At 46.8% G+C, this 25541-nt stretch carries 17 protein-coding genes; 12 read left to right on the top strand and 5 right to left on the bottom strand.

Annotated features, from left to right (window positions below; genetic code table 11):
• Window positions 1–421 precede the first annotated feature (421 nt).
• From abc-f to QUA23_RS22865, 5 genes are all read left to right on the top strand, one after another.
• Window positions 422–2023: a ribosomal protection-like ABC-F family protein gene (gene abc-f / locus QUA23_RS22885; RefSeq protein WP_333078404.1), complete on the top strand. Its 1602-nt coding sequence runs from the start codon at window positions 422–424 to the stop codon at window positions 2021–2023.
• Between the two features lie 126 nt (window positions 2024–2149).
• On the top strand, window positions 2150–2893 hold the full coding sequence (locus tag QUA23_RS22880; protein WP_333110530.1) for a hypothetical protein: 744 nt from the start codon (window positions 2150–2152) through the stop codon (window positions 2891–2893).
• A 506-nt stretch (window positions 2894–3399) separates the two neighbouring features.
• Window positions 3400–4443: a hypothetical protein gene (locus QUA23_RS22875; RefSeq protein ID WP_333078402.1), complete on the top strand. Its 1044-nt coding sequence runs from the start codon at window positions 3400–3402 to the stop codon at window positions 4441–4443.
• Window positions 4444–4694: 251 nt separating this feature from the next.
• Window positions 4695–5468, top strand: a complete 774-nt coding sequence (locus QUA23_RS22870; protein WP_333078401.1) for an ABC transporter permease — start codon at window positions 4695–4697, stop codon at window positions 5466–5468.
• Window positions 5469–5594: 126 nt separating this feature from the next.
• Entirely contained in the window at window positions 5595–6494 is a 900-nt protein-coding gene (locus tag QUA23_RS22865) for an ABC transporter ATP-binding protein (protein ID WP_333078400.1), read from the top strand.
• A gap of 37 nt (window positions 6495–6531) precedes the next feature.
• Here QUA23_RS22865 and QUA23_RS22860 read toward each other — a convergent pair whose 3' ends face one another.
• Window positions 6532–7596 carry a TIGR03032 family protein gene (locus QUA23_RS22860; protein WP_333078399.1) on the bottom strand — a complete coding sequence of 355 codons (1065 nt, stop codon included), beginning with the start codon at window positions 7594–7596 and terminating at the stop codon, window positions 6532–6534.
• 419 nt (window positions 7597–8015) lie between these two features.
• On the opposite strand from QUA23_RS22860, the gene QUA23_RS22855 reads away from it, so the two are divergent.
• Entirely contained in the window at window positions 8016–12302 is a 4287-nt protein-coding gene (locus QUA23_RS22855) for a DUF4347 domain-containing protein (protein ID WP_333078398.1), read from the top strand.
• A gap of 150 nt (window positions 12303–12452) precedes the next feature.
• On the opposite strand, the gene QUA23_RS22850 is transcribed toward QUA23_RS22855, so the two are convergent.
• On the bottom strand, window positions 12453–13412 hold the full coding sequence (locus QUA23_RS22850; protein WP_333078397.1) for a GNAT family N-acetyltransferase: 960 nt from the start codon (window positions 13410–13412) through the stop codon (window positions 12453–12455).
• Between the two features lie 704 nt (window positions 13413–14116).
• Between QUA23_RS22850 and pap the strand changes: the two genes are divergently transcribed.
• Both pap and QUA23_RS22840 read left to right on the top strand, forming a co-directional pair.
• On the top strand, window positions 14117–15604 hold the full coding sequence (gene pap / locus QUA23_RS22845; protein ID WP_333078396.1) for a polyphosphate:AMP phosphotransferase: 1488 nt from the start codon (window positions 14117–14119) through the stop codon (window positions 15602–15604).
• Window positions 15605–15959: 355 nt separating this feature from the next.
• The gene (locus tag QUA23_RS22840; protein ID WP_333078395.1) at window positions 15960–16955 is read left to right on the top strand and encodes a YdcF family protein; all 996 of its coding nucleotides are present in this window, start codon (window positions 15960–15962) and stop codon (window positions 16953–16955) included.
• Here the strand turns inward: QUA23_RS22840 and QUA23_RS22835 are convergent.
• Window positions 16952–17293 (bottom strand): hypothetical protein, encoded by a 342-nt coding sequence (locus tag QUA23_RS22835; protein WP_333078394.1) that lies wholly within the window; start codon window positions 17291–17293, stop codon window positions 16952–16954. The two genes, QUA23_RS22840 and QUA23_RS22835, sit on opposite strands and share 4 nt — an antisense overlap.
• A gap of 529 nt (window positions 17294–17822) precedes the next feature.
• Here QUA23_RS22835 and glsA point away from each other — a divergent pair.
• Complete coding sequence (glsA, locus tag QUA23_RS22830; protein WP_333078393.1) at window positions 17823–18749, top strand: glutaminase A; 927 nt, start codon at window positions 17823–17825, stop codon at window positions 18747–18749.
• Window positions 18750–18904: 155 nt separating this feature from the next.
• Here glsA and QUA23_RS22825 read toward each other — a convergent pair whose 3' ends face one another.
• Together QUA23_RS22825 and QUA23_RS22820 are read right to left on the bottom strand one after the other, a co-directional pair.
• Window positions 18905–20719: an adenylate/guanylate cyclase domain-containing protein gene (locus QUA23_RS22825; protein WP_333078392.1), complete on the bottom strand. Its 1815-nt coding sequence runs from the start codon at window positions 20717–20719 to the stop codon at window positions 18905–18907.
• Window positions 20720–21050: 331 nt separating this feature from the next.
• The gene (locus QUA23_RS22820) at window positions 21051–22157 is read right to left on the bottom strand and encodes a FecR domain-containing protein (protein ID WP_333078391.1); all 1107 of its coding nucleotides are present in this window, start codon (window positions 22155–22157) and stop codon (window positions 21051–21053) included.
• A 670-nt stretch (window positions 22158–22827) separates the two neighbouring features.
• Between QUA23_RS22820 and petP the strand changes: the two genes are divergently transcribed.
• From petP to QUA23_RS22805, 3 genes are all read left to right on the top strand, one after another.
• Window positions 22828–23028 carry a cytochrome b6f subunit PetP gene (petP, locus tag QUA23_RS22815; protein WP_172186826.1) on the top strand — a complete coding sequence of 67 codons (201 nt, stop codon included), beginning with the start codon at window positions 22828–22830 and terminating at the stop codon, window positions 23026–23028.
• A gap of 230 nt (window positions 23029–23258) precedes the next feature.
• On the top strand, window positions 23259–24353 hold the full coding sequence (locus QUA23_RS22810; RefSeq protein ID WP_333078390.1) for a Get3/ArsA fold putative tail anchor-mediating ATPase NosAFP: 1095 nt from the start codon (window positions 23259–23261) through the stop codon (window positions 24351–24353).
• A 335-nt stretch (window positions 24354–24688) separates the two neighbouring features.
• Window positions 24689–25405: a Uma2 family endonuclease gene (locus QUA23_RS22805; RefSeq protein WP_333078389.1), complete on the top strand. Its 717-nt coding sequence runs from the start codon at window positions 24689–24691 to the stop codon at window positions 25403–25405.
• Window positions 25406–25541 lie beyond the last annotated feature (136 nt).

The following is a 25541-nucleotide window of genomic DNA, read 5'->3' as shown; positions in this document are numbered from 1 at the left end:
AACTAAAACAAAACCAGAAATTTTTGCTATATAAGAATTTGTGCCATTATTTTTAGATAAATTAGTACAGTAAGTAAAGAAGAGCCAGTATGATGTACAGTGCGCGCCTTACCACTACAGATGGTGTCAAAATAGATTCCTTGCGTCCAAGACTGTATCCGTTGTACCCCAGAATTCAAAACATCTGTGGCTTGACAACGTAAAACTCGTGTAATATACTGTAATTGATTGTAGTCTATCAATTCTTACTGCCATGAAGCTAACTGCTGGTTGCTAACCCATCCCGATCGATTTCCAACGCTCTGTGCTTTAAACACTACAAAAGCCAGAGATTTGAATTGGGTAGCGACCTCTCGATCGTACTGCGATCGAGCGTCCAGCACTACGAGGACGGCTCAGCAAACCCACATGAAGCAGAAATATGCAAAAGAAAGCAATTCTCAACGCAGCTAATTTGACCTGCGAAGTCGCACCCACACGGACTTTGTTCGCAGATATCACTGTTGCGATTCATGAAGGATCGCGCATTGGCTTAGTCGGTCGCAACGGCAGCGGTAAATCGACCTTGCTCAAGCTACTTGCCGGACAACTAATCCCGCAGATTGGCACAGTCGCGAGGACAGGTAGTGTTTACTATCTGCCTCAAGTCAGTACCCTGAATCTGTCTGCATCGAATGAATTGGTACTGGACTGGATCGCTTCTCATTCGGATGAATGGTGGACGGTGACGACGTTGCTAGAGGAGAAGTTTGCCTCGGAAGTCTCGCTATCTCAGCGTCTGGGCACAGTGAGCGGTGGAGAACTGACGAAACTTTGCTTGGCGATCGCTCTATCGAAGCAGCCTGATATTCTGTTGTTAGATGAGCCAACAAATCATTTAGACCTGTTAACCCTGGAACAGTTGCAGACAGCACTGCAAGAATTTTCTGGTGCTTTCGTTATTGTCTCGCACAAGCCGTTTTTTCTCGATCGCACCGTCGATACGATTTGGGAATTAACGCCAGCGGAGTTAAAGGTTTACGGTGGCAACTACTCCTTCTATCGATCGCAAAAAGAAATCGAACATCAAGCCGCATTACGCGCCCACGAAGTAGCGCGAAAAGAACTAAAGCGAGCGAAAACATCAGCATCTCACGAACAAGAACGAGCCGCTAAATCTCGCCGCCTAGGTCGCAAACGTGCCGATAGCATTCCGAGTGGTGCGTGGAAGCGACAAGCTGAAGTAACGGCAGGAAGTGCTAAGAAAAAACATGAACTCGCCGTACAAAAAGCAACTAATCAAGTTACCGCAACCCAAATCAGAACGACGAAAACAACCAGGGTTAAATTAGAAGAATGCAATCAAAAAAACAAAAATCTAATCGATATCCAAGGTGCTGATTTGAGATTAGGATATCGCCGATTAATCAAAAATATTCAGCTTCATGTATCGTCAAACTCGCGCATTGCTATTGCTGGAAAGAACGGCTCAGGAAAATCCTGTTTAGCTCAAGCCATTCTAGGAATGGAGAGAACTCCAGCAATTTTAGAAGCAGGTGAAATTGCCATAAAATCTGCCATAAAATGGGTATATCTGGATCAAAGCTATGAAATGGTCGATCGCTCTCGGACAGTCCTAGAAAATATGCAAATGGCAAACCCAAACTTAGACTATCAATTGCTGCGACAGCAATTAGGAAATTTTCTATTTTTCAATGATGAGGTGAACAAGCCTGCATCTGCCTTAAGCGGCGGTGAGTTAGCGAGATTAGGGCTGGCTGCGATCGGCATTTCTCAAATTGATTGGCTCATTTTAGATGAACCAACAAATAATTTGGATTTGGAAACAGTGAATCAGATTGTTGATGGAGTCAATGAGTTTCAGAGCGCCCTCTGGGTCATTTCCCACGACCTCGACTTTCTCAGCCGCATTGGAATCACACAAGCCTACCAACTCCACAACGGCCAACTTCAGCCGCTGATCCATCAACCGCATGAGTTGGAACGTTATCATCAGGAATTACTTGAGATGCAAATGTCTTAATTCTGAAGCTCAGTGGCGCAGCCTACATCAGCAGGAGTAGCAAAAGCTCCTATTTTGGGAAGAAGACAATTTCTAGTTTCTGGGCAATACTGGATCAAACACAGCTCAACATTTGAGGAAACGCTGATGAGATTATTGCGAACAATCGCCGCTCTATCGGCGGCCTTGACCCCACTGATGGCTGAAGCTGCCTTTAGCCGTCCCATGCCGGGAACAGCCGATTTTCCCAGAGCCTCAAACCCCGATGTAAATGTGCCGGTTTGCTTCATCGAAACCCGAGGCGGCACAACTTTTGATTTAGTCAGCTTGTGCGGCAGCAATGCTGCTCCCCAAAACCCTGCTCCGGTTGCGGGCAACCCCGCCAATGCTCCTGCAAATAACCCCAATGGGGCTGCTCCGCCTCCTCCCCCGAACCCCAACGCTATCACCAGAGATGGTGTCGGCACGCCGATAACTACTCCAACAGGCACGGCAAATCCCAACAATCCCAATAATGCCAATCCGGGAACTTCGCCGAGTACCAATCCCAATAATGCCAATCCGGGAACTGCGCCGAATACCAATCAGAATCCGGGAACTGCACCGAATACCAATCCGAATAATCTCAATCCGGGAAGTTCGCCCTATATCACTCCCAATAATGCCAATCCAGCAACTTCGCCGAATACCAATCCGAATAATCTCAATCCGGGAAGTTCGCCGAGTACCAGTCCCAATAATAGTGCGTCTCCCACGGGTGGAACTGTTGGCGGCGGCAACGGCGATTTAGTTCCCAATCCCAATCTCAATCTTCCGAGAGTGCCGTCGAGTTCCTTTGGCCCTGGAGGTGTTGCACCGACTAGAGATGCGATTGATGGGCCCCGCCAGTAATCGGGGAAGTGTCAGAACTTTCATCACAGAAACCGGGTTTCTCTGAAACCGTCTCTTTTTTAGGGATTGTTCGCCCGCGAGAAAGCCGGAATATTTATTTGCCTGCGTAATATTGATGTCAGGTGTGATCGGCATATTTTGTAGCAGAGTAGCGAAATAAAAGTTAAGCTAAGAACTTGTAGACGCTATTAGCCAAGGACTCTTTCAAAACTGGACAACCAGGTAGAAGCAGTCATAGATAGCTAGCTTTAATCCGTAACAGGATTAGTTATCAGCACAGGTTAAAATTATTCCCAGGCGGGTGCTCGCCAGCTCCAAGTTCTCAACCTAAGCCATTAAACAGGCATATTTTTGTTAAGCCAGTGTGGTTTGGAAAGTAGCGGCTGATAACATTAGCCAGACAAAATTAACCCGATTATTCGGAGGCTCTTCATGAGCAAAATATTTGTTTTAATAAATTGGAACAAAATTGCTCTAGACCCGATCGCACTTGAGGAGGACATCTAGTGTCAAACTTAGTTCAACGCTTAGAAATAACCGCTCATCCGCAACTAGAAAAATCCCTCGGCTATCGAGGAGATAGTCGTTGGGTAGCTTGGCGCTGGGAACCCGACATCGACCAACTTATTTCCAGCGACGGCAAAACAGTCGGCACTGGCAATAATATGGCTTGGCTGGTGTTTTTGCAGCACGATTTAGTCGATCCTGCGGTACAAGAGTACAACCTCGGCGAGGGCGATCGCTACTGGCTGCTTTTAGACACCGAAACTAGAAATCTCTACGTCGGCGAAGGGAAAACAGTTCAAAGTCTGCTCGAACAGCCGGAAAGTTTAGGTTTATTAGCCTGTCTCGATGGCGGGAATGCCGATCGACAAACTGGTGAAACTTGGCAGCAAACGCTATCTCAACTAACAGCCAAACCAGTTGTCCGCCACCTCACAAATGCCCTTCCTTTCGGTATCGCGGCCGCTTTGATAGGTGCTTTAGGCATCGGAACCGGATTGTGGGTTGTGCCGGCGGTGCAGCAGAAAATAGCCGAAAAAGCTGCTTTTATTTCCCCAATTAGTTCTGGCGCCAACTGCGGGCTTGGCGGTTCCGACGATTTTTCAGGTTATATCGGTTCCTCAAGCGGAAACAAAGAACTTCATTTAATAGGCGTTTACGAAGCCAATGCCGATCACAAGAACCGAGATTTATCACAAAGTGCGATCGAAGTTAAAGTAGAACGCCGAAACAAGCCAATAATTCTAGCACTTTCAGCCTACGAACCGGTGCAATGGAACATTACCGCAGAACCGGGCGCAGTTATCGAAAAAATCATCGTTAACGGATACCACAACCAAACTGTTTCAGGAGTTTCTGGAATTCCAATTGAAGAGCACAGCTACGAAGAAACCGGAGACAATCTCGGCGACTTTATGTACAAGTGGGGTGCTACCCCTGAAAGTAGCAATACTTCTTCACTCGTGACTAAATTGGAACAGAAAAACCGCACCAGTTTAACTTCTTTTCAAGGATGCTATAGAGGTAAAAACTTTAGTATTAATTGAGATCAGCGACAAACCGCGACAAGTTATCCAATTTTCGTTTTTCGATTGGGAATAACTGATTCGATATGGTTTTGAAAGTTGTTACAGTTCCCTTCTTTTTTTTAACGAGTGTTAAAACCTATCCCTCTAAAATCACCAAACCCGCGTCGGCGGGTTTTTTATTGAGAGTTCAACTTATTGGTATCTCTATGGTATGATATGCGGTGGCGCGATCGCCAATTCCCAATTCTAACAATACTAATATATTGGCTATGAAATACTGGCACGAAACGCTCGCAGTAGCACAGCGGATTTTAATTGAATTGGGGAGGCGGCGACGCAGCTTAGTCTTGTGGAGTATTTTTCCAGTTTCTATCTTGCTAATTAACGGTTTAATTTTAAAAGAACGCGCTAATCTCACCACAGCAAAAGCCTTTGAAGTTGCTGCACCTGCAAGCTTAGTAGGAGCGGCTTTATTTTTTAGCTGTCTCGGTGGTAGCGTAGCCACAGTAGTAGCAGAGCGAGAACAGCATACCCTCAAACGCTTGTTTATTTCCCCGCTGAGTGGCACTTCCTACTTTTTAGGAATTTTCCTGGCCCACAGTTGCATCGGCATCGGACAAGTAATTTTAGTATATGCGATCGCCTCTTTTTTAGGAGCACAATTCCAAGGCTCTATTCTGCTAGGATGTGCGATTATTCTGCTCAGTATTGTATCTTATGTAGGTGTAGGCTTTATTCTCGGCACCCAGTTTGCGAGGCGCACTGAAGATGTCAACTCCCTAGTAGCAGCTTTCGGCGTTCCTTTGTTGATTTTAGGAGGCGCATTTTTGCCGACTTCACTGTTTCCCAAAAGTCTGCTGGAACTCGCCCAGTACAATCCAATTTATCACATGAACGAAGCGCTGATGGGCGTGTGGGCTGACGGCAAAGATTTGGCTGATATTGCCGAACACTTCTGGTATTTATTCATATTTTCTATTGCCATGATTGCAGGTGGATGGCTTTCTTACCGCAGGATGCTGAGAGTAGAAAGAAGACTTTAAAATGCTCTCAATCTGTCGTAATTATTCATTTCTCTCTTCTGGAGACTCAGCGCCCTCGGCGCTCTCTGCGGTTTAATCGTTCAGAAACACCCGTAAATATATAAAATAATACGGAGAATAAAAACAGTGCTGCAAATAGAAAAGCTAAATAAGTCTTACGGCGAACGTTCAGTGCTTCGAGATTTAACACTGCACATTCAATCTGGAGAAATTTACGGTTTGCTTGGTCCAAACGGGGCGGGTAAAACTACAACTATCAATATTTTATGTAATTTGCTAAATGCCGACAGCGGTCAAGTTTCTATTAATGGCAAACCTGTTTCAGAAGCTACCAAATTGTTAATAGGGGTAGCGCCTCAAGAAAATTTGCTTTACAAAAGCCTTAGCTGCGAAGAAAACCTCCATTTTTTTGCTCAAATTTACGGCTTAGAGCGCAAGCAGCGCCGCTATCAAGTAAGACACTGTTTGAAAGCAGTAAATTTGACAGATAGAGCTACAAGCCCCGTGGAAACTTTGAGCGGAGGAATGCAGCGCCGCTTGAATATTGCGGTGGCTTTGGTTCACCAGCCTAAATTAGTAATTTTAGATGAACCCACAACGGGTTTAGATATTGAGGCCCGCTATGAAATTTGGGAGTTAATTCAGCGATTGCAATCGGAAGGAATTACAATTCTGCTGACAACTCACTTGTTGGATGAAGCTGAGCGCCTTTGTCAGAGAATCGGAATTCTGAAAAATGGCAGTATTGTAGCAGAAGGTAGTTTAGAAGAGTTGCAAAAACTGATTCCGGCTCAAGAAATTATCGTGGTAAAAACCGACGAAGAAGCTGAAGTCATCGCCCGCGCTAAAAAATACAATTTCATCCCCCGCCGCTACGGTAGCGATTTAGCTTTTTGGCTGCCGGAACGTTTAGAATTAAAAGAGATTATTTTGCTGTTCGACGGGATTTCTATTGATTCAATCGCTCGGTATCCGGTGCGATTAGAACATATTTATGTCGAAGTCACCAAACAAACTGCATCTTAATCTGCGTCCATCAGCGTACATCCGCCACCATCTGCAGTTAAAGTTCCAAAGTAATTAATTGAGCAATTTCATCCGTTTGAAAACCCAACGCCATCGGCTTTTGCACTGCCGGAATCACCTGCACATCATAGAGTTCTGTGACAATCCCTTCAAACCGCAACCAGTGAACGATCGCCCCAGTAGTTAAATCAATCGCCATCATACCACAGCGAGCCTCAGCATCCTTGGCTGCTAACAACTCATCCAGTTCTAAACCGCTAAAAGTATTGTCACCTCCCCGAGGTTTCGAGAGTCCAACAATTGCCCAATTTTGCCAAAAAGCCAGTCCTCGGACATATCCCGGACAAAACGTAATGGCCTCAAATTTCCCTGTATCTAAATCCACATAACCCAATTCTCCCCGCCCCGAATTCAGCAGCCACAATTTGTCTTGATACCAGCGAGGTGAGTGCGGCATTGACAATCCTGTGACGATGATATCATTAGATTGAATATCAATAACTATACCGCCGTTTTTTCTGCGATCGCGCCAGCCATCCACCACATCCGACTGACTCGACGCCGTGACATATTTCGCCTCTCCAGCCACCATCGCCAAACCGTTGAGGTGACAGCGGTCTTCATTTATATATTGTGAGATAAATTGCGGTTTCCATAAAGGTTTACAACTGTGGCGATCGCTCACTGTAGCGATACAATTAAACAAAGTGCTAATAAAAATGATTTGATTATTTTTATCGACTGCGATATCGTGAATGTCGATATCTCCAGTAGTATAGCCGATTCTTGGTATATATAATTTATCGTATCCTTGGTATAATTTTCCGGATTCTAAGACATTATCTAATTGCCAAAGTTGATATTTTGAACTTAAATAAAGGCGTTCCGACGTGCAGAAAAGCCCCATTGCGCGATCGAATATTCGCCAAAAAGCCGAGATTCTGTTCGTTTCTGGCACAGCACCGATTAACATTAACCTGCTGGTTTGATAGGTAGTGCAAGCGAGGCTGATTTGTTGTTGGGTTAACCAAGATGGAAAATCGCGATCGCCAAAAATTTCGTGTTCGTGGGTTGTGTTGAAATTTGTGCGATCGTTATTCATAAAATCGGGAAAATCTGTATATTATATATCCAAAACGTAGGGGTGGCTTTTACAGACAATAATTGCCTAAAACCCACAATTTCGTAAACCAGCCCCCACGAACACGTCAAATTGCTATCTACCTCTTTAACAGATACCAGGGGCGGATTTTACCAACCATAATTGCCTAAAATCAATAATCTCATAAACTCGCCCCGACTTCGACTTTTTATAATTGTTTAAAATCACCCGAAAAATATAAAGGCTTTGTAAAGAATAAGCTCAACCACTGACAGTACACTCGAACCCTGCTAAATTTCTAGTAGTTAAAAATCTAGCGTGTCATCTGCCACCTGGTAGAATTACCGCCTCCTAACTCAAATCCGGCTACAGAGCCTTTGCAGCTCAACAACAAGGCATTCTACTGAAACGAAAAGCAGATGAAAACTCTAGTTAAAATTAACCCCCACAAAAATTTTTTTCTTCCCTTGGTTGGCTGCTTTAGCAACAAGCCAAGGGAAATAGTCATCCTTGACCCCACAGTACCCGACAGCAACCACATAGCCACGGGTATCAAAAGGGGCACTGCAATCTACATCCTCAAAAGCCAGCCTGATGCCATAGAGCAAATCACCACACTCCTAGCTTGGCATACAAGCATCGAAGCCCTACACATCATCACACACGGTAGCCCCGGCAGCCTGTACTTAGGCACAACAGAACTAAACAGCAGCAACATCGAAAACTACAGCCAACAGTTGCAACAGTGGCGAAACAGGCTTACTGCGAACGCCAGCATCATATTGTATGGATGTAACGTAGCAGCCGGAGACACAGGCCGCCAATTCCTCACTCAACTCCACCAACTCACAGGCGCAAACATCGCCGCCAACCCCACTACCACAGGTAACAGCAAATTAGGCGGTAACTGGGATATCCCCCAACTCATCCCCCCATCTCCCCAAAAGCCCAAACTGGCCCTCACAGAAACCACCCTCAAAACCTACAGCGGCGTGCTAGTCAGCGTCCCTTCTCCTATTGGCTATGGCCCCCGCGACCTCAGCATCGGCGACTTCAACGGCGACGGGAAACCTGACTTAGCAACGGCGAACCTCAACAGCAGCACCGCCTCCATCTTGCTCAACACCACCACCACCGGAGCCACCACCCCCACCTTGGCCCCCAAAGTAGACTTCCCTACTGGCACTGGCCCCTGGTCCGTCAGCATCGGCGACATCAACGGCGACGGGAAACCTGACTTAGCTTTGGTGAACGGGGGTAGCAGCACCGCCTCGATCCTGCTCAACACCACCGCCACCGGAGCCACCACCCCCACTTTCGCCACCAAAGTTGACTTCCCTACTGGCACTAACCCCGTCTCCGTCAGCATCGGTGACTTCAACGGCGACGGCTTAAGTGACTTAGCTGTGGCGAACCATTACGGCGACATGGCCTCCATCCTGGTCAACACCACTGCCACCGGAGCCACCACCCCCTCTTTCGCCCCCAAAGTAGACTTCCCTACTGGCAGTTTCCCCCGCTCCGTCAGCATCGGTGACTTCAACTTGGACGGGAAACCTGACTTAGCTGTGGCAAACTTCTTCGACGACAACGCCTCTATCCTGCTCAACACTACTACCACCGGAGCCACCACCCCCACTTTCGCCACCAAAGTAGACTTCCCTACTGGCAGTTTCCCCTACTCTGTCAGCATCGGCGACATCAACGGCGACGGGAAATCTGACTTAGCAACAGCGAACTTGTTCAGCAGCACCACCTCTATCGTGCTCAACACTACCACCACCGGAGCCACCACCCCCACTTTCGCCACCAAAGTAGACTTCCCTACTGGCAGTTTTCCTAGCTCCGTCAGCATCGACGACTTCAACTTGGACGGAAAACCAGACTTAGCTGTAGCGAACCAGGGCAGCACCGCCTCCATCCTGCTCAACACTACTACCACCGGAGCCACCACCCCCACCTTGGCCCCCAAAGTAGACTTCCCTACTGGCAGTTACCCCGACTCCGTCAGCATCGGCGACATCAACTTGGACGGGAAACCTGACTTAGCTGTGGCGGATCCTTTCAGCCCCAGCCCCCCCATCCTGCTCAACACCATCCCCAAAGTTACTGCTGTCACCGCCACCACTGCTGACGGTAGCTACGGTGTCGGTTCTACTATCAATATCACCGTCACCTTCGATGCTGCTGTCACCGTCACTGGCACACCGCAACTGCAGCTAGAAACCGGCACAACTGACTCTTTTGCCAACTACGCCTCTGGTAGTGGCTCTACAGCCCTCACCTTCAACTATGTAGTCCAAGCGGGAGACACATCCGGTGACTTAGAATACCTCGCCACAAATGCGCTCGCCCTCAACGGCGGCACGATTAAAGAAACTGTTGCTACAGCCTTTGATGCCATCTTAACCCTCCCCGCTACCGCCTCAGCCAACTCCCTCGGCGGTAGCAAAGCCATAGTTATTGATACCGTTGCACCCACCATCACCAGCGTCACCTCTACCACCACTGACGCCAGTTATGGCACTTCTGGCAACATCAACGTCACCGTCAACTTCAGCGAAGCAGTTACCTTAGCAGGCGGTAACATGACAGTAGTCTTAGACACAGGTGGGGCTGTCACTCTTACACCTTTTACGGGTACATCTGCTGTGGGTACATACACTCCAGCAACCGGACAAAACAGCATTGATCTCAACTCAACAGGGATAACTTTAGGGGGAGATGCAACCTTAAAAGATGCTGCTGGCAATAATGCCACCTTAACTATTCCTGCGGGACAATCTTTAGCGGATAGCAAAGCCATAATTGTAGAGACCGTTGTCCCCACAGTTGCCTTAACATCAACATCCGGAACAACCACAAAGGCACCATTTTTAGTCACAGCAACTTTCAGCGAAAACGTCACAGGATTTAGTGAAAGCGGCGTTAATGTTACTAACGGCACTGTTAGCAGTTTTGCAGGTAGCGGCAGCAATTATACTTTTACCGTTACTCCGAGTGCTGATGGTAATGTCACCGTTGATGTCCCTGCAGCCAAAGCTACGGATACCGCTGGTAATAACAATACCGCTGCGGCTCAACTGGTTCGTACTGCTGATATCACCGCACCCACAGTTGCCTTAACATCAACATCCGCAACCACTACAAACGCACCATTTTTAGTCACAGCAACTTTCAGCGAAACCGTGACAGGATTTAGTGAAAGTGGCGTTAATGTTAGTAACGGCACTGTTAGCGGTTTTGCAGGTAGTGGCAGCAATTATACTTTTACCGTTACACCTACTGCTGATGGTAATGTCACCGTTGATATCCCAGCAGCCAAAGCTACGGATACCGCTGGTAATAACAATACCCCAGCAACTCAACTAACTCGCACTGCTGATCTTACCGCACCTACTGCTAGCTTGGGTGCAATTTCTAACATTACTACAGCGGGGGGTACAAGTCAGATATTGACAGTTAGTTTTACTGATGATAGCAGTGGAGTGGATGTTAGCACTTTAGATAATTCTGATGTTTTTATTAATTGGTCTGGTGGCGCTATTCCTGCTACTTTGGTCAGTATTGATACTAATAGTAATGGTACGCCTCGGACAGCAACTTATTCGTTTATTCCTCCCGGGGGAAGTTGGGACACTTTTGATAATGATACTTACACGGTAAGTTTACAAGCATCGCAGGTAAAAGATGCTGTTGGTAATTTTGCTGCTGTTAGCAGCTTGGGTAATTTTAGTGTTAATGTGCCAACACCGACACCGACGCCATCAGAAACACCAACACCAACAACTAACAACATCCCCAACGATGACTGCATCTGCGATGACATTGCCTATCCCAACTTAAGCCAACCCAATACATTTGAAAACACCATACTCGGTGAATCGCCACTTCAAATAGGCACTGCCAAAAACGATCGATTTTTCGGCAGCAACAACGGCAATATATTCGATGGCAAATCCGGGGATGATAACTTATATGGTGGCGACAGCAGCGACATATTAAACGGCAATAAAGGCAATGATTTTATCAGCGGTGCCAAAGATGACGACATCCTATTTGGAGATGAAGGAAACGATATCATTGTTGGCGAGTTCGGCAATGATTTGAGCAACGGTGGCAAAGGCAATGACTCCCTAAATGGCAGCGAAGGTAATGACATCATTTATGGGAATAAAAATGATGACTTCCTCGATGGTGGCAAGGATGATGATACTTTATTTGGAGGTAAAGGTAACGACATAATGCTTGGTAGTCAAGGTGATGATTACCTGTTTGGAAATCAGGGTTCGGATACTATCTGCAGCGGTGAAGGTAATGATTTAATCAGTGGTGACGAAGGAGCAGATATCGTGGGAGGGTGTGAAGGAAATGATACTATTTACGGAGGCGAAGATAACGATACTCTCACTGGTTGTCAAGGTGATGATATTCTTTACGGAGACTTGGGCAATGATAGTTTGATTGGCGGTAGCGGTAACGATATCTTTGCCTTAAAAGCTGGTCAAGGATTTGATATTATTGCTGATTTTACAATCGGTCAAGACTTGATTGGATTAACCGGAGGTTTGAGTTTTGGTCAGTTAGCCATAACTCAAAATACTCAAGGAACTCTCATCAAAAATGTCTTGACAGGAGAGGAGTTAGGTGTGATGATGGGAGTGAGTGCCAATTCGATTACATCGGCGAATTTTCGGCTGATTTAGGGAAGGAAGAAAAGTACGATCGCCCATTCGATCCAAAAGAGCGATCGCCCATTCAATCCAAAAAGGCGATCGCACTTGACCCAAAATCGCACTTGAGAACCCCGGCTTCTTTAAGCAGCCAGGATTCTCGCCTTCAGTACCAACCTTTTTCTACACAGTCTTAGCCCATTCGATCCAAGTTTCCATCGGGCGGAAACCCACTGATTTGTAAAGCTTTGTCGCCCCTGTCAAACTGTCCGCATCGACGCTGAGTTTAGCTGTGTTTGCACCCGCTGCTTTCAACTTATGCAAGCCAGCTAATAGCATCGCTTTTCCTAAACCCATTTTCCGAAAATCGCGCCGCGTACCCAACAATTCAATCCAGCCGTCTTTTGTGCCGCTGCGGGCGTTTTTTTGGGGTTTTATTTGACAGTCGCAGAAAGCTGCAAATTTACGATCGCCCGAAACAGCAATCAAGTCTAATTCCGGCTGATAATTCGGATCTTGCATCCAATAACGCACGGTTTCCGCAGTTAAATCGTGGTGATTCCAGTGATCGATAAATGACTGGTTGAACATCTCTACCCAGGGTTGGATGTCTTGTTCTCCCGATACGTGAGTCAGTGCAAAATCTGCGGGAAATTCCGGCGCGGGAATCGGTTCGGCGAGGGATCGGGCCATTGTCCAAAAATAGCGATCGACCTCAAAGCCCTGTTTTTCTAACAGCCGCATCTCATCGGTTTGATCCTCACGGCTGTATGTACGCAATTTTGCAGGCAAATTCCGTTCTTTCGCCACTTCGCCCAGCCGCTTTTCGCCCCATTTAATTATGTCTTTTTCCAAACCTGCGCCGCGCAGGTTTGGATGCACGTAAAACCAGAGACAAGCGTCGATTTCCTCTGGCGAATCGGGCATATCTAGCAGTGCTAAACCGATTAGTTTGTAATTACCATCTTCCCACAATTGCACGTCGCGGGCTTTGTCGAGTTTGGGGGCATCAAGTATTAGCTTAAGTTCAGTTGCTGAGACTTCTTCGCCGAGTCTATCTACGGCTTCGCAAGCATCGATCAAATTGGCGATCGCGCACCAGTCAGTTTCGCCCTTGTAGGAGCGTGTTGTTAAGATATTCATAGAAAACTTGCAATCCGTAATTTCGGACTGTTCCTCTTAAGTGGTATTGGCAAACAAGTACAGTGAATTTCTTGCAAAACTCCGAGTTTTTGATGATTAACCGCAGATGAACGCGGATAAACGCGGATGTAATGCAGATTTATTGGGGTGTCGATAAAACTCAGAAACCTGTTTATATCACCCAGGCTTTCAGGTTTTATCTAATTAGGCAATCATAAAAATTGTTTTGCCCTTTGGGGCTAATTTTGTAGGTGAGTTTATGGCTGGATGTCGATGAGTCGCGCTCTCTTTCGTTACCAAGCTTGATGCTTAAGTAACTATTGTTTGGATCGAGTTTTTACAGCTAAGTAAAGAAGTTGTCACCCCCACCGGGTAGTTGATTTTTACTTTTGCTCTGTTTTACAATAAATCCTTTCTCAGGGATTTGTGGCTTCTCCTGTTAACTCGCCCGATCGGGGGAGGGAAGAAATTGAACTTATTTAAAAGTCCCCTATCTCAACTATAACCTGAGCTGTTTTTTTTTGCAAGTTTGAGGTGAGGCGAGTTTTGTTAGTATGGACTGGAGCAGGTTTTTGAGGGCAGAAGCATCGCAGTTTTAACCGACCGTAACAGTAGTTTTTATCACTTTTTTACCGAATTTTAGGTGGATTTATCCAAACCTTAAACTAACATTAAACTAAATTGCGGATTGGTAGAAGGTAAATATGCTTGACAACCTGGATTTAAACATTTCCCTAGATAAAGAAACCTACGATGCCAAAATAGAAGTTTTAATGCAACAGTTGCGATCGCTCCAACTGGCCTGCAGGGAAAAAAAATTGCCCGCAATTATCGTCCTCGAAGGTTGGGCCGCCGCCGGCAAAGGCGCTTTAGTCAAACAAATGGTGGGGTATATGGACCCGCGGGGGTTTGCCGTCCACCCGATTTGGCCGCCGTCAGATGCAGAAATGGGCTATCCTTTCCTGTGGCGGTTTTGGCAGAAACTCCCCGCCCGCGGCAAAATAGGTTTTTTCTACCACAGCTGGTACACTCACATTTTAGAAGACCGATTGTTCGATCGAGTCTCCGACGCCCAAGTACCCACAGTCATCAGGCAAATCAACGCCTTCGAGCGGCAGATGGTAGATGACGGCGCCGCAATCGCCAAATTTTGGATTCACCTGAGCAAAAAAGAACTCAAGCACCGGCTCAAAAAACTAGAAGACGACACCTTACAAGCTTGGCGAGTGCGACCCGAAGACTGGAAACAAGCCAAAAAATACGAAGAATATACAACTTTGGCAGAAGAAATGGTAGCCCAAACCGGCACGGGCCCCGCACCTTGGACGCTAGTAGAAGGCGATTGTCAACGGTGGGCGAGAGTCAAAGTTTTAACGCAAATGGCAGCGACAATTACAGAAGCCTTAGACAGACTTCCGATGCAATCTGCACCTGTGAAATTGCCACCTCAAGAAAGGTTGCAACCCACCGAACCTGACGTGCTCGCCCAAGTAGATTTAACTCAATCGCTGTCGCCCGACGAATACAAACAGCAACTTCGCGAACAACAAACCCGTTTTGGCAAACTGCAACAAAGCATTGACGAACAGGAAATCCCCGTATTAGTGCTGTTTGAAGGTTGGGACGCCGCAGGTAAAGGAGGAGCAATCAAACGCTTGACGGACGTATTAGACCCCCGCAGTTACACCGTTAATGCCTTTGGGGCCCCGACAGACGAAGAAAAAGCCCACTCATACCTGTGGCGGTTCTGGCGACGGCTGCCAACGGCGGGTAAAATCAGCATTTGCGATCGTAGTTGGTATGGTAGAGTGCTCGTCGAGCGAGTCGAAGGATTTGCCGCCGAACCCGAATGGCGGCGAGCTTATCAGGAAATCAACGAATTTGAGGAGCAACTTACCAGTTTCGGTTGTGTCTTAGTTAAATTCTGGCTGCACATCAGTCCTGACGAGCAACTAAAGCGGTTTACAGAGCGGCAAAACAATCCATTTAAACAATACAAACTCACCGAGGAAGATTGGCGAAATCGGGAAAAGTGGAATTATTATGAAGTGGCGGTGAATCAAATGATTCAGCGCACCAGCACGCCGCTTGCTCCCTGGACGCTAATTGCGGCCAATAACAAGTATTATGCTCGTGTTAAAGTAATTCAAACGGTAACGGAGGCAATTCGGAATCAACTGAAGCGCCGATAAATTGGGATTGGTGAATCGGTAACAGGTAATGGGGAAAAAAGTAGGCAGAACAAAGCAAGCTTGAATTGTCAATTCCACCTGCGGCGTGCTCGATCCATTACCAATTACCAATCAACCATTACCAGTTATCAATTACCAATTAACTGTCAGCAATCTGTGACTGGAAGTAGCGGGCTTGCACCCTGCAACCAATGGTTGATAGCTGACCGGAAGCGAGCATTAGGATAAATGCGATCGGGCTGCGTTATTGGCGACCGTTAAAAACTCACCGATTCCCGTATTTCCTCCCGCAGCTAAATTCGCGCTCGTTTCCAAAACTTCTGTACTAATTTATGAAGACACAGAATATTGCAAGATGCCAGAACTGTTAGCTCGCATTCTATTTCTATTCCTCCTGTTCTCACTGATCAAATCGTGGTGGGATCAATCAGGAGGCAAAGACAATCCATTATTAGATCGGCTGCGAGTTTTGCTGCTGATCAGCCTTTTGATCCTAGCTTTTTTTGCACCAGACACCCCGGTCGGAGCAGCGATTTTCGGGCTCATAGCCTTCTTCTTCAAGCCGCTGGGTTTTTCAATCACGCTGCTGGTGATTGCATCGGCGCTGATCACGAACGGGGGCATCCGCAACCCGGCGCCGAGAATGATTTTGGCAGCGCTGCTAGTTTTGATCCTTTCGAGTATGCCAGTTGTGGCTTACTGGTTCGCCGAGCAAGCAGAACGGGACGCCGCCGCAGCCGTCCGGACAGTTTGCTGCGACGAAACCGCAGCGGCGATCGTCCTACTGGGCAAGGGAACCACTCAGCCTCACATCCCCAACCGAGTAGCGATTCAACTAACAGATACAGGCAATCGCCTGCCCTATGCTGCCGTTTTGTACAGAAAACAACTCGCACCGATGGTCATCGTTACCGCTGGCCCGAGAGACGAGTTGGAGGGTTATGTTGGCGAAGCGAAGGATATCGAGACTTTGCTGGCAAACAACATGGGCGTGCCGCGCAGCAGTATCGTTCTTGACGATAACGGCAGCAACATACGCACCAGCGCTCAAGAGGTGAGAAAGATACTCGACAGCCGTGGCGCAGCGCGTAAAGTAATCCTGGTAACATCTGCGATTCAGATGCGCCGTGCCAGCCTCGCTTTTGCGAATATGGGAATCCAGGTGATTCCTAGGGCTACCGACTTCTACACTTTTCAACCCACCTCAGGAGGGAGATCCAGTAGACTCCGCTTAGACGCGGGAGATTTTTTGCCTAGTGCAGAAGCTTTGGTAACTACGACGCGAGTATTCGATGAATATTTCGGGTCTTTCTATTACTATTTGCGAGGCTGGCAAGCTCCCAGGGCCTAAAGTGGCGAGTTGCTGGTGTTTTTCTGAGGCAACAGCGACTGCTCCCCAGATTGGTTTAACATCTGATGAGAAGAAGACCTTTGTGGGGAGCTGTTTTTTCTCATTCCGGCGGGGTCGCCGACAATCAAGTTTGCCATGAATGCAAACAATACCCAAAAGATAACTGGCTCCCACTGGGATTTTTTGGGCGGTGCTTCTGCCGCTTTGACAGATTCGACGTTGACTTTGATATCTAGTTTGCCTTGAATTTCTTTGCCTTTGAGAACTCCGTCGCTGCACACACCCTTAAAAGTCAGCGGAGCTGGCTTCGGGGCTTCTGCTTTCACTTCTTCTGGCATTTTTTTATCCTGGTTTTGGTGAATCCGGTTGGATAGTACATTCTTAAAGGTTCGGGGGTTTTCCGGACAGGATTTGGCGAACTCTGAAAGAATTAACTTAAATATGCACCCCGCCCCTTACTGGAGCTGAAACATAAGCATCTGAAGGCATTTCCAGCTAGTGCTTGTTTGTTTTGGCTAGCAGCGTTGCCTTGAAGCTGCTAATTACCTATCTGGGTTAAGGGGAGGGTTTTATGCAAAGTACAGGTTTTTTTATGAAAAATTGTCAATAAATTTATTGGCTCCCTCTGATCCCAAAGGTCAACAGCCTTAAATAAGCTGTCCCGCATCTCGCCTTGTATTTTTCGGGCGGGCGGGAGACCCTACAAAAATTTCATCAAATTATGAGCTTGCCTTATCTCACCTAAGAAACGCGGTTTCTGCCAGCAGAGAGCCCAAGTGAGGCAATTCGGTTAATAAACCGGGTTTATGGCTCAATATCGCGCTAGGAATGTCAATCTAAAATCTCAAATAATCTAAATAATCGAGAGTGAAAATATCCACCAGCCAACTATCTTCCTTGCAACCGGAACAACTGGCAGCTTGGGCAAAAGAGGCAATTAATCGCAGTAAATCTGGTCAAATCCCTGCGTACATACCTCTCCTAGCGCAAGCCGATCGACAAAACTTTGCCGTGCAAATTAGGGCAATGGACGGTCAAATTGTGAGCTGGGGTAGCATTGCTCAAACATTCCCGCTGATGAGTGTAGTCAAGCCCTTGGTGCTGCTTTATTTGCTGTGCGAATTGGGGGAAAAAACGGTTTTTGACTGCGTTGGCTGTGAGCCTTCGGAACTACCTTTCAATTCCTTAACTCAACTCGAAATAGACCAAGGGAAGCCGAGAAATCCGATGATTAATAGCGGGGCGATCGCCCTAGCGTCTTTGATTCCCGGTGAAAATACTGTGTCGCGCTGTCAAAACTTGCTCGATTGGTTAAATCAACAGGCAAACAGTCAGTTATTTGTTGACGAGTTAATGCTCGATTCAGTGAAGACAAATCCTAATCAAAATAATTGGAATCTCGCCTTAAAAATGGTAGAATCGGGTTATATTCAAAATGCAGAAATTGCTTTAGAAACCTACAATCGCGTCTGCTGTTTGTCGGGAACTGTGGAAGATTTAGCTAAGCTGGGGATGGTTTTGGTAAATAGTGGCGATCGACAAATCGGCGAAAACTGCCGTACAGTCAAAGCACTGATGGCAACTTGCGGCTTGTATGAAGCATCCGCCCGCTTTGCCCTGCGGGTGGGACTGCCGGCTAAGTCGGGAGTTAGCGGGGCAATGCTTTCGGTAATTCCGGGTCAAGGTGCGATCGGCTTTTACAGTCCGCCCTTGGATAAAGACGGAAATTCTATCGGTGGCTTATTTCTGTTAGAAAAAATAGCTAAAACTCTGCGACTGAGCGTATTTGATTAGATTAAGAATTACGCACGGGTGGTCAGGGTTTCGACTTCGCTCAACCACCGGGATTTTTTGCGAGAATACTTCGTGAATGCTGGCATCAACTGCCAAAAACCCGGTTTCTTTGGTTTTGATACGTAAGTCCTGAACCCATGCCCAATGCCCAATAACTAATGCTTTTCACCCAAAATAGCATAAACCACAGTCTCTTCTTTTTTGCCGCGCAATTGAATCGAGCCTACTTTTTGGCCTTCGTAGCGATCGCGCACGTAAGCAAAAGTCCTCGCCGTCACCAATAAATTAAAAGGACTGTCAGAAACAATTTCCTTATTCATCGCTTCCAATCTAGCAGCAACATTGACAGCATCGCCGATCACAGAATAATTTAAACGCCGGGAACCGCCGACGCTGCCCGCAACTAACTGTCCGGTATGCAAACCAATCCCAAACTTAATTAAAGGTTTGCGTTCACTTCTAAGCTGCTGGTTAAGTTGGTGCAGCCGTTCGTGCATCGCAATACAAGCCGCAACTGCATTCAAAGCATCTTGTTGAATTTGTCGATATTCGGTATGGCAAAAAGGTACGCCAAAAACTGCCATAATTGCATCACCGATGTATTTATCTACAACACCGCCGTGATCCATAATACAGTTAGTCATCGCTTCCAAATAATTATTCAACCAGGTGAGCAAATCTCGCGGTCGCATTTTTTCTGAAATCGAAGTAAAACTACGAATATCCATAAACAGCACCGTTGCTGTAAGTTCTTGAGGTTCAAGTTCTCCCTGTTCAAATATCTCAGCTTTGCGTTCCCAAATAAGCTGAGCTGTCTCCGGAGCGACGTGCTTTTCAAATAATCTCATCAACTGCTGTTTTTCGTACTGTTCCCGCAGTTGCAAAGCAGTGCCAGCTAAAATAAGAGTGCCGATAGGTGCAGCAATCGGAACCCACCAAAAAAAGAAGCCAAATAGCAAAGCAGCAGCCGCAATCCAAACAACAGGCAAACCGAGAGCGATCGCAATTCTCTCTTGAACACCTCGGTTGCCTAGAACCAAAGCGGTAAGCGGGCCAATCCCCAACAATAACAAAATTTCTACCAGTACCGGCAGCCGCTGCAGCAAGCGTTGATTGAGCAAATTGTCAACCAACGCTGCATATAAATAAACTCCAGCCGTAGTCTTGTTTAGAGGTGAAGATATCGGGTCGAAACCAGTAGCAACTATGCCAACTAAAACTAACTTATTAGTCAGAGCATCTGCGGAAATTCTACCTTCTACAACATCAACAAAAGCATAGGTAGGTAGATTTTCTGTTTTCCCAGGCCAGTTAATCCAGACTTTTTTTTCCTGCTTATTTTTGGACTGTGGGAGCAATACTGGATCTTGGGGATTAGCAGCATTGTACCTGTGAGTCATTGCTAAACCGAAATTAGGAATCCCGTTGAGAAATATTTTTGACTTGCGGCTAATACCGTCACTATCGGCTTCCTGGCTGATGTGGCCGACACCTGCGGCGACTGCTTTTAAAGATGCTACGGGTTCTTCTTTAATGGTTCTAGGGAGTACAACTTTGCCGTTGGCGGCGATCGCAGCAGCTAAAATATCATCTTTCGGGCTCGGATCGAGGAAAAGAATGTCAAAACCAACGGCTGTGGGGGGAGATTTTTTCAGCGCTTCTAGCAGTTGGGCGTAGCGGTTGCGAGGCCAAGGAAATTTACCGTATTCCTGCAAGGAATGCCGTTCGATCGCAATTACCGCAATTCTTGAGTCCCATCCGGGATTGGGCAAAATTCCCGATTCTCGAATCTGAAATAGCGTTTTGTATCCCAAATATTCCAGGGGTTTCCACATTCCCAATTGCAGGATAACTACAGACATTATACCTGCTATGGCACCTGTCATCCAGGGAGGATTTGTGATTATATATTGCCGCAGGCCGATCAGTTGATTGTGTTTGAGATGATCGATCCATTTTTTGAACTTCATGCAATTAATTTGACGCAAAAATTGACATTCGAGTCCGACTTGCGATAGGAGTGCGAGTCATGAAGTTTTACAATACCGTAAGGGCGAAGGGTTGGCGCAAAATTTATTGATTTTGACTAATCTGTTGGGCATCTAAATTGTGTTTTTCGACTGGCGTGACACCCCTGAATAATTGCATCAAACTTAACTATAAGATTTAGATGCACCTGGGCTGAGGGAGTTTCACCGCGAAATGCTTCGCACTTACACATGATAATCAACCCAGATAGGACTTACAATCTAACGCAGATCCTCAGAGACTGCCCGCGCACTTTACTCTTAAATAGGTTGTTTAGGGAACAGCGAGGCTGTAATGCCGTTCTGTGATTGACGGGCCTCGGACTACGATTTTGAGGCGGCGACTTGGAGGTAAAATTCCTTGGATTTTGAAGTTGCCCTTTCGATCGATCTTAATTGCTTCGTTGTTGACATAAATTATGTCGATCGGGTTAATTTGACCGCTGAGGCGATAGATATTGCCGCTGAGTCTCCCCAAACTGCGGACTTTGAGTTTAGCTAGGCGAGGGCTGGCTGAGGGCGCCACGGGCGAGGTTTGAGGGAAAATTGTGGTGGCGTTGCCGCTGTTGACAACTACTTCCGAGTCGGTGTTGCCGGATACTACGACTGCACCTTCAATAGTTTCGACAGCGGTTTTCCCGCCGCCAACGCTGACGCCAAAGGATGTGCCGCGAACTCCGGCAACGCCTTCTGGGGTTTCAACCCTGACTGGGGCGGTTTTGGCAGAACTTTTTTGTTGGGCAATTTGACTGGATTTGCCGAGTCCGCTGAAGGTATTGAGGGCGGCTATTTGGTTTGGCGGGATAATTGTTGAGGTGTTGGCTGCGGGAGTTGTCGCAGCAGTTTTGCCGATCGACAACCTGACTCGCCCCCTGCTGACAAAAATCGCTGTGTCTTTTTGGCCACCTGCACTGCTTGACAAATTGGATATTCTGACTGCGGTTTTTTCGGCAACTTCCACGATGCCGGCGTCGTTGTCGATGCCTAAACGGGCTGTGGAATCGGGGCCGGTGATGATTTCGTCTCCGGGGGCGAGTAGCCGATCGCCCACAACCGCCGGCCGCCCTTTAAAGCTGACTGTACCGCGAATTTCTTCTATTTCGAGCGATCGCCCGGCCGCTGTTCCCTGAGCGTTTATCGTCTCTGCTGGGGAGGAATTAGCCGCCACTGTTGCCGGATTTGTTGGAGATTTTGAGGCTGTTGGCAGTGCTGGCGGTCGATCGACTGAGATAATTTTAGTAGCGTTCGACGGCTGTGTGGGGGATGGAGAGAGCGGACTGGCGATCGTCGCACGACCAAGCGGCAGACAGACGAACACAGCTAAGGACAAACTTAGGAGCGGAATTTGGGTCGAGCGCCCACAGGTAAAAATTTTATTCATAATTTCAATTTTGTCATATTGAAGTTTCTAGACTTCCTTTCCTGTATCAGACACCCTAAATCCGGCAATCGTTCCACTTTTTATGCCCTAACACAGCAGCACAAATAAACTTTCTCAGCCTGAAATCTTACCATTAAATCTTTTTTTTATTGTCAGATTGTAGTAAACCGTTACAACATGACCGTTTCCTACAATCTGACATTCGGAAAATTTTGCAAGCTAGACTCCAAGTGCTTTACAGCATTAATCTTAGCCGATGTCAACGTTAGAAATACAAGATTTATATATAGCAAACCTAAAATTAATTACTGCTTCTGAATGTCTTTTGGCTTCTGCCGGAAGGATGACTAATTGGAAATAAATCCTGTAGTTGTGGCAATTAATAAAAAGATGGTTTTTGCGAAGGGATAAAAAATAATTATCTCCGTGGTGCGCGAGACTCTGGAAGTTGAGCTTGCCGCTGTGGAAGCTGATGAGGCAAACCCAAGCGAATCCGGGTAGACGATCGACAAACTCCGACTAGAATACCGTTTTTTAGGGAAAGTTGGTGGAAATTTCGATGGAAAATCATAGCGAGCGATCGCCTGCTGGTGTTGCTGTTCCGAAGTAGACGCCAAACTGTAAAATAAACGGTTGTATATAGGTTATATAGAGCAGGAGAACAATTTCAGTGGCAATAGAAGTAGGTCAGAGAGTGAAGGTGCGCCGTCTCAGAGATCGGATACCTGCAAATATAGTGGGCAAGATAAAGGAGAATCCAGTAGGCACTGTTGACGGATTCAGAATGGTTGACGGTAGCGGAGTAGGCGTGGTTGTCAAGTTTGACGGTTTTGCGACTTGGTTCTTTGAAGATGAGCTAGAACCCGTTTAACAGATGTAGAAGGAAGAAGGAAGTTCGGCAACGGATTCTGTAACGGATGTAACGGATGTAACGGATGTCAGTCCGATGGAAGAAGGAAGAGGAAAAATTTTCCCAATTCTTCCCCTCTCCCACTCTCCCACTCGCCGACTCTCCTCTTCCTCCACTCTCCCCCCTCCCCCACTCTGGCTGAAGGTTGCGCTTAAATGTTAAAGAGTAAGCTTTGGCAGTGAGAACAGAAAATGGCTTTGATTTTGACATTTTTGGGCAAAGGCGGCACTGGCCGCAGTACGATCGCGATCGCAACAGCTAAAAAATACGCGGCTCAAGGCAAGCGAGTTCTGCTGCTGGGCCAAGATCCGGGCCCTGCATTGGGTATTCTGCTAGGGGCTCCCCTGACTCTCAACCCCCAGGAAATTGCCCCCAACCTCAAAGCAGTTCAGGTGCAAAGCGCGCCGCTGCTAGAACGCAGGTGGGACGAAGTTAAACAACTAGAAGCTCAATATGTCCGTACTCCCTTTTTCAAGCAGATTTACGGTCAAGAATTAGGGGTTTTACCGGGAATGGACAGCGCGCTGGCGTTGAACGAACTTCGGGAATACGAGGACAGCAAACAATACGATGTAATTGTTTATGACGGCAATGGCGGCATGGATACGCTGCGGATGCTGGGAATGCCGGAAATTCTGAGTTGGTACATCCGCAGGTTCCGCCAAGCTTTGGTAGATTCGGATTTGGGGAAAGCGCTTTCACCTTTTATTCAACCGGTTGTCAGTACCGTGTTGACGGTGGATTTGTCAGGAGACAATGCTTTTCAATCTACTAAGCAAGTCGATAATCTTTTGGATAAGGGTAAGGAAGCGCTGGCAGATCCGAACCGCACGGCGGCTTTTTTGGTGACGACTGGGGATGCAAGTGCGATCGCCACGGCCCGCTATTTGTGGGGAAGTTCTCAACAAGTTGGTTTGACTGTGGGCGGTGTCATTGTCAATCAAGCATCGGTTACAGAAGCTATTACTGCCGATTTTGATCCTTTGACGGCTGTTTCGGTTCCGGCGCACAGTGACAATAATTGGCAGCCGCTAATTGATGCTTTGCCAGATTTTTCTGAGGCCGCAAAAGCTCCTAAACCAATTAACATAAACATTGCACAGCGTCAAGTTAGTTTGTTTTTGCCTGGGTTTGACAAGAAAGAAATTAAATTGATTCAATCCGGGCCGGAAGTGACGATCGAAGCGGGCGATCAGCGGCGCAATATTTTGCTGCCTCCGGCGCTAACTGGGAAGTCTGTTACTGGTGCTAAGTTCCTGAACGGTTACTTGATTATTTCTTTTTAGGGTAAGCAAGAAGGCACTCTAAGAGAGTTTGACACGGATACACTGATGAATTATCGAGTTCTCTAATATCATGTCTCGTTGATTCGCGATCGTATAATTTGTGCGATCGTAGTGGCTCGTTTCACAAGCCATAATCGCCGGAAAAAAACCTCTCGAAAACCTGCCCCACCCCACGAACAATCGAAATGTACATTCAGATTGGCCGTGGGGCGGGGGCGGGTTTATTTATCCTTTGAATGATTGCCAATATTTCTGGTGAACCCCGTGCCTACAAAGGACGGAATTGATATCATTTACAATACAATATTATTAGCAGCCAATTTAGGGAAACAGCAATGGTTACACAACTGCAATCTCCCGACAAATCAAATATTATCTATCCCGATGACAATGGACAACCAATGTCAGACAATACTGAGCAATTTAGATTAATCGTTTGGATTAAGGAGAATTCCGAACTATTATTTGCAAATGACCCGAATGTTTTTGTGGCAGGCGACTTGCTTTGGTATCCCGTTGAAGGAAATAATAAACTTTGCCAAGCACCTGATGTGATGGTAGTTTTTGGTAGACCAAAAGGTTATCGTGGTTCGTATCAACAGTGGAATGAAGATAATATTGGGCCACAAGTTGTGTTTGAAATTTGGTCGCCTGGAAATCGGCCAGCTCCAATGATTCAAAAGTTTAAATTTTACGAACGTTACGGTGTGGAAGAATACTATTTGTACGACCCCCAAACATTAGAATTGACAGGATGGCAGCGGGTTGAGGAAGAGTTAGAGGCGATCGAACAAATAGACGGTTGGGTAAGTCCGAGATTGGGCGTGCGTTTTGGATTGTCTGAAACCGGACTCGAAATGTTCGGGCCGTCGGGAGAACCGTTTGTGAGTTTTGTGGAACTCGCTCAACTGCGACAGCAGGCGGAAGCACGGGCTCAGAATGCACAGCAACGGGCTACTGAGGCAGAAACTTTGCTGGAACAAGAACGATCGCGATCGCAAGCTTTAGAATTAAGACTCCGAGAAATGGGAATCGACCCCAATGAATTGTAATTGCAACTCGTGCAAAAACCCGGTTTCTTGGAGAAACCGGGTTTTTGAAGACAGCTAACTAGGGTTTGCTGAAAAAGTTATAAAAAGCAGGGGGTGGAAAATGAACAAGAGGCCCGTCTTCCTCACATAATAAGCC

The organism is Microcoleus sp. Pol1C5 (genome assembly GCF_036701115.1).
Taxonomy (GTDB): domain Bacteria; phylum Cyanobacteriota; class Cyanobacteriia; order Cyanobacteriales; family Microcoleaceae; genus Microcoleus.
This window is presented reverse-complemented; position numbering and strand designations above follow the sequence as displayed.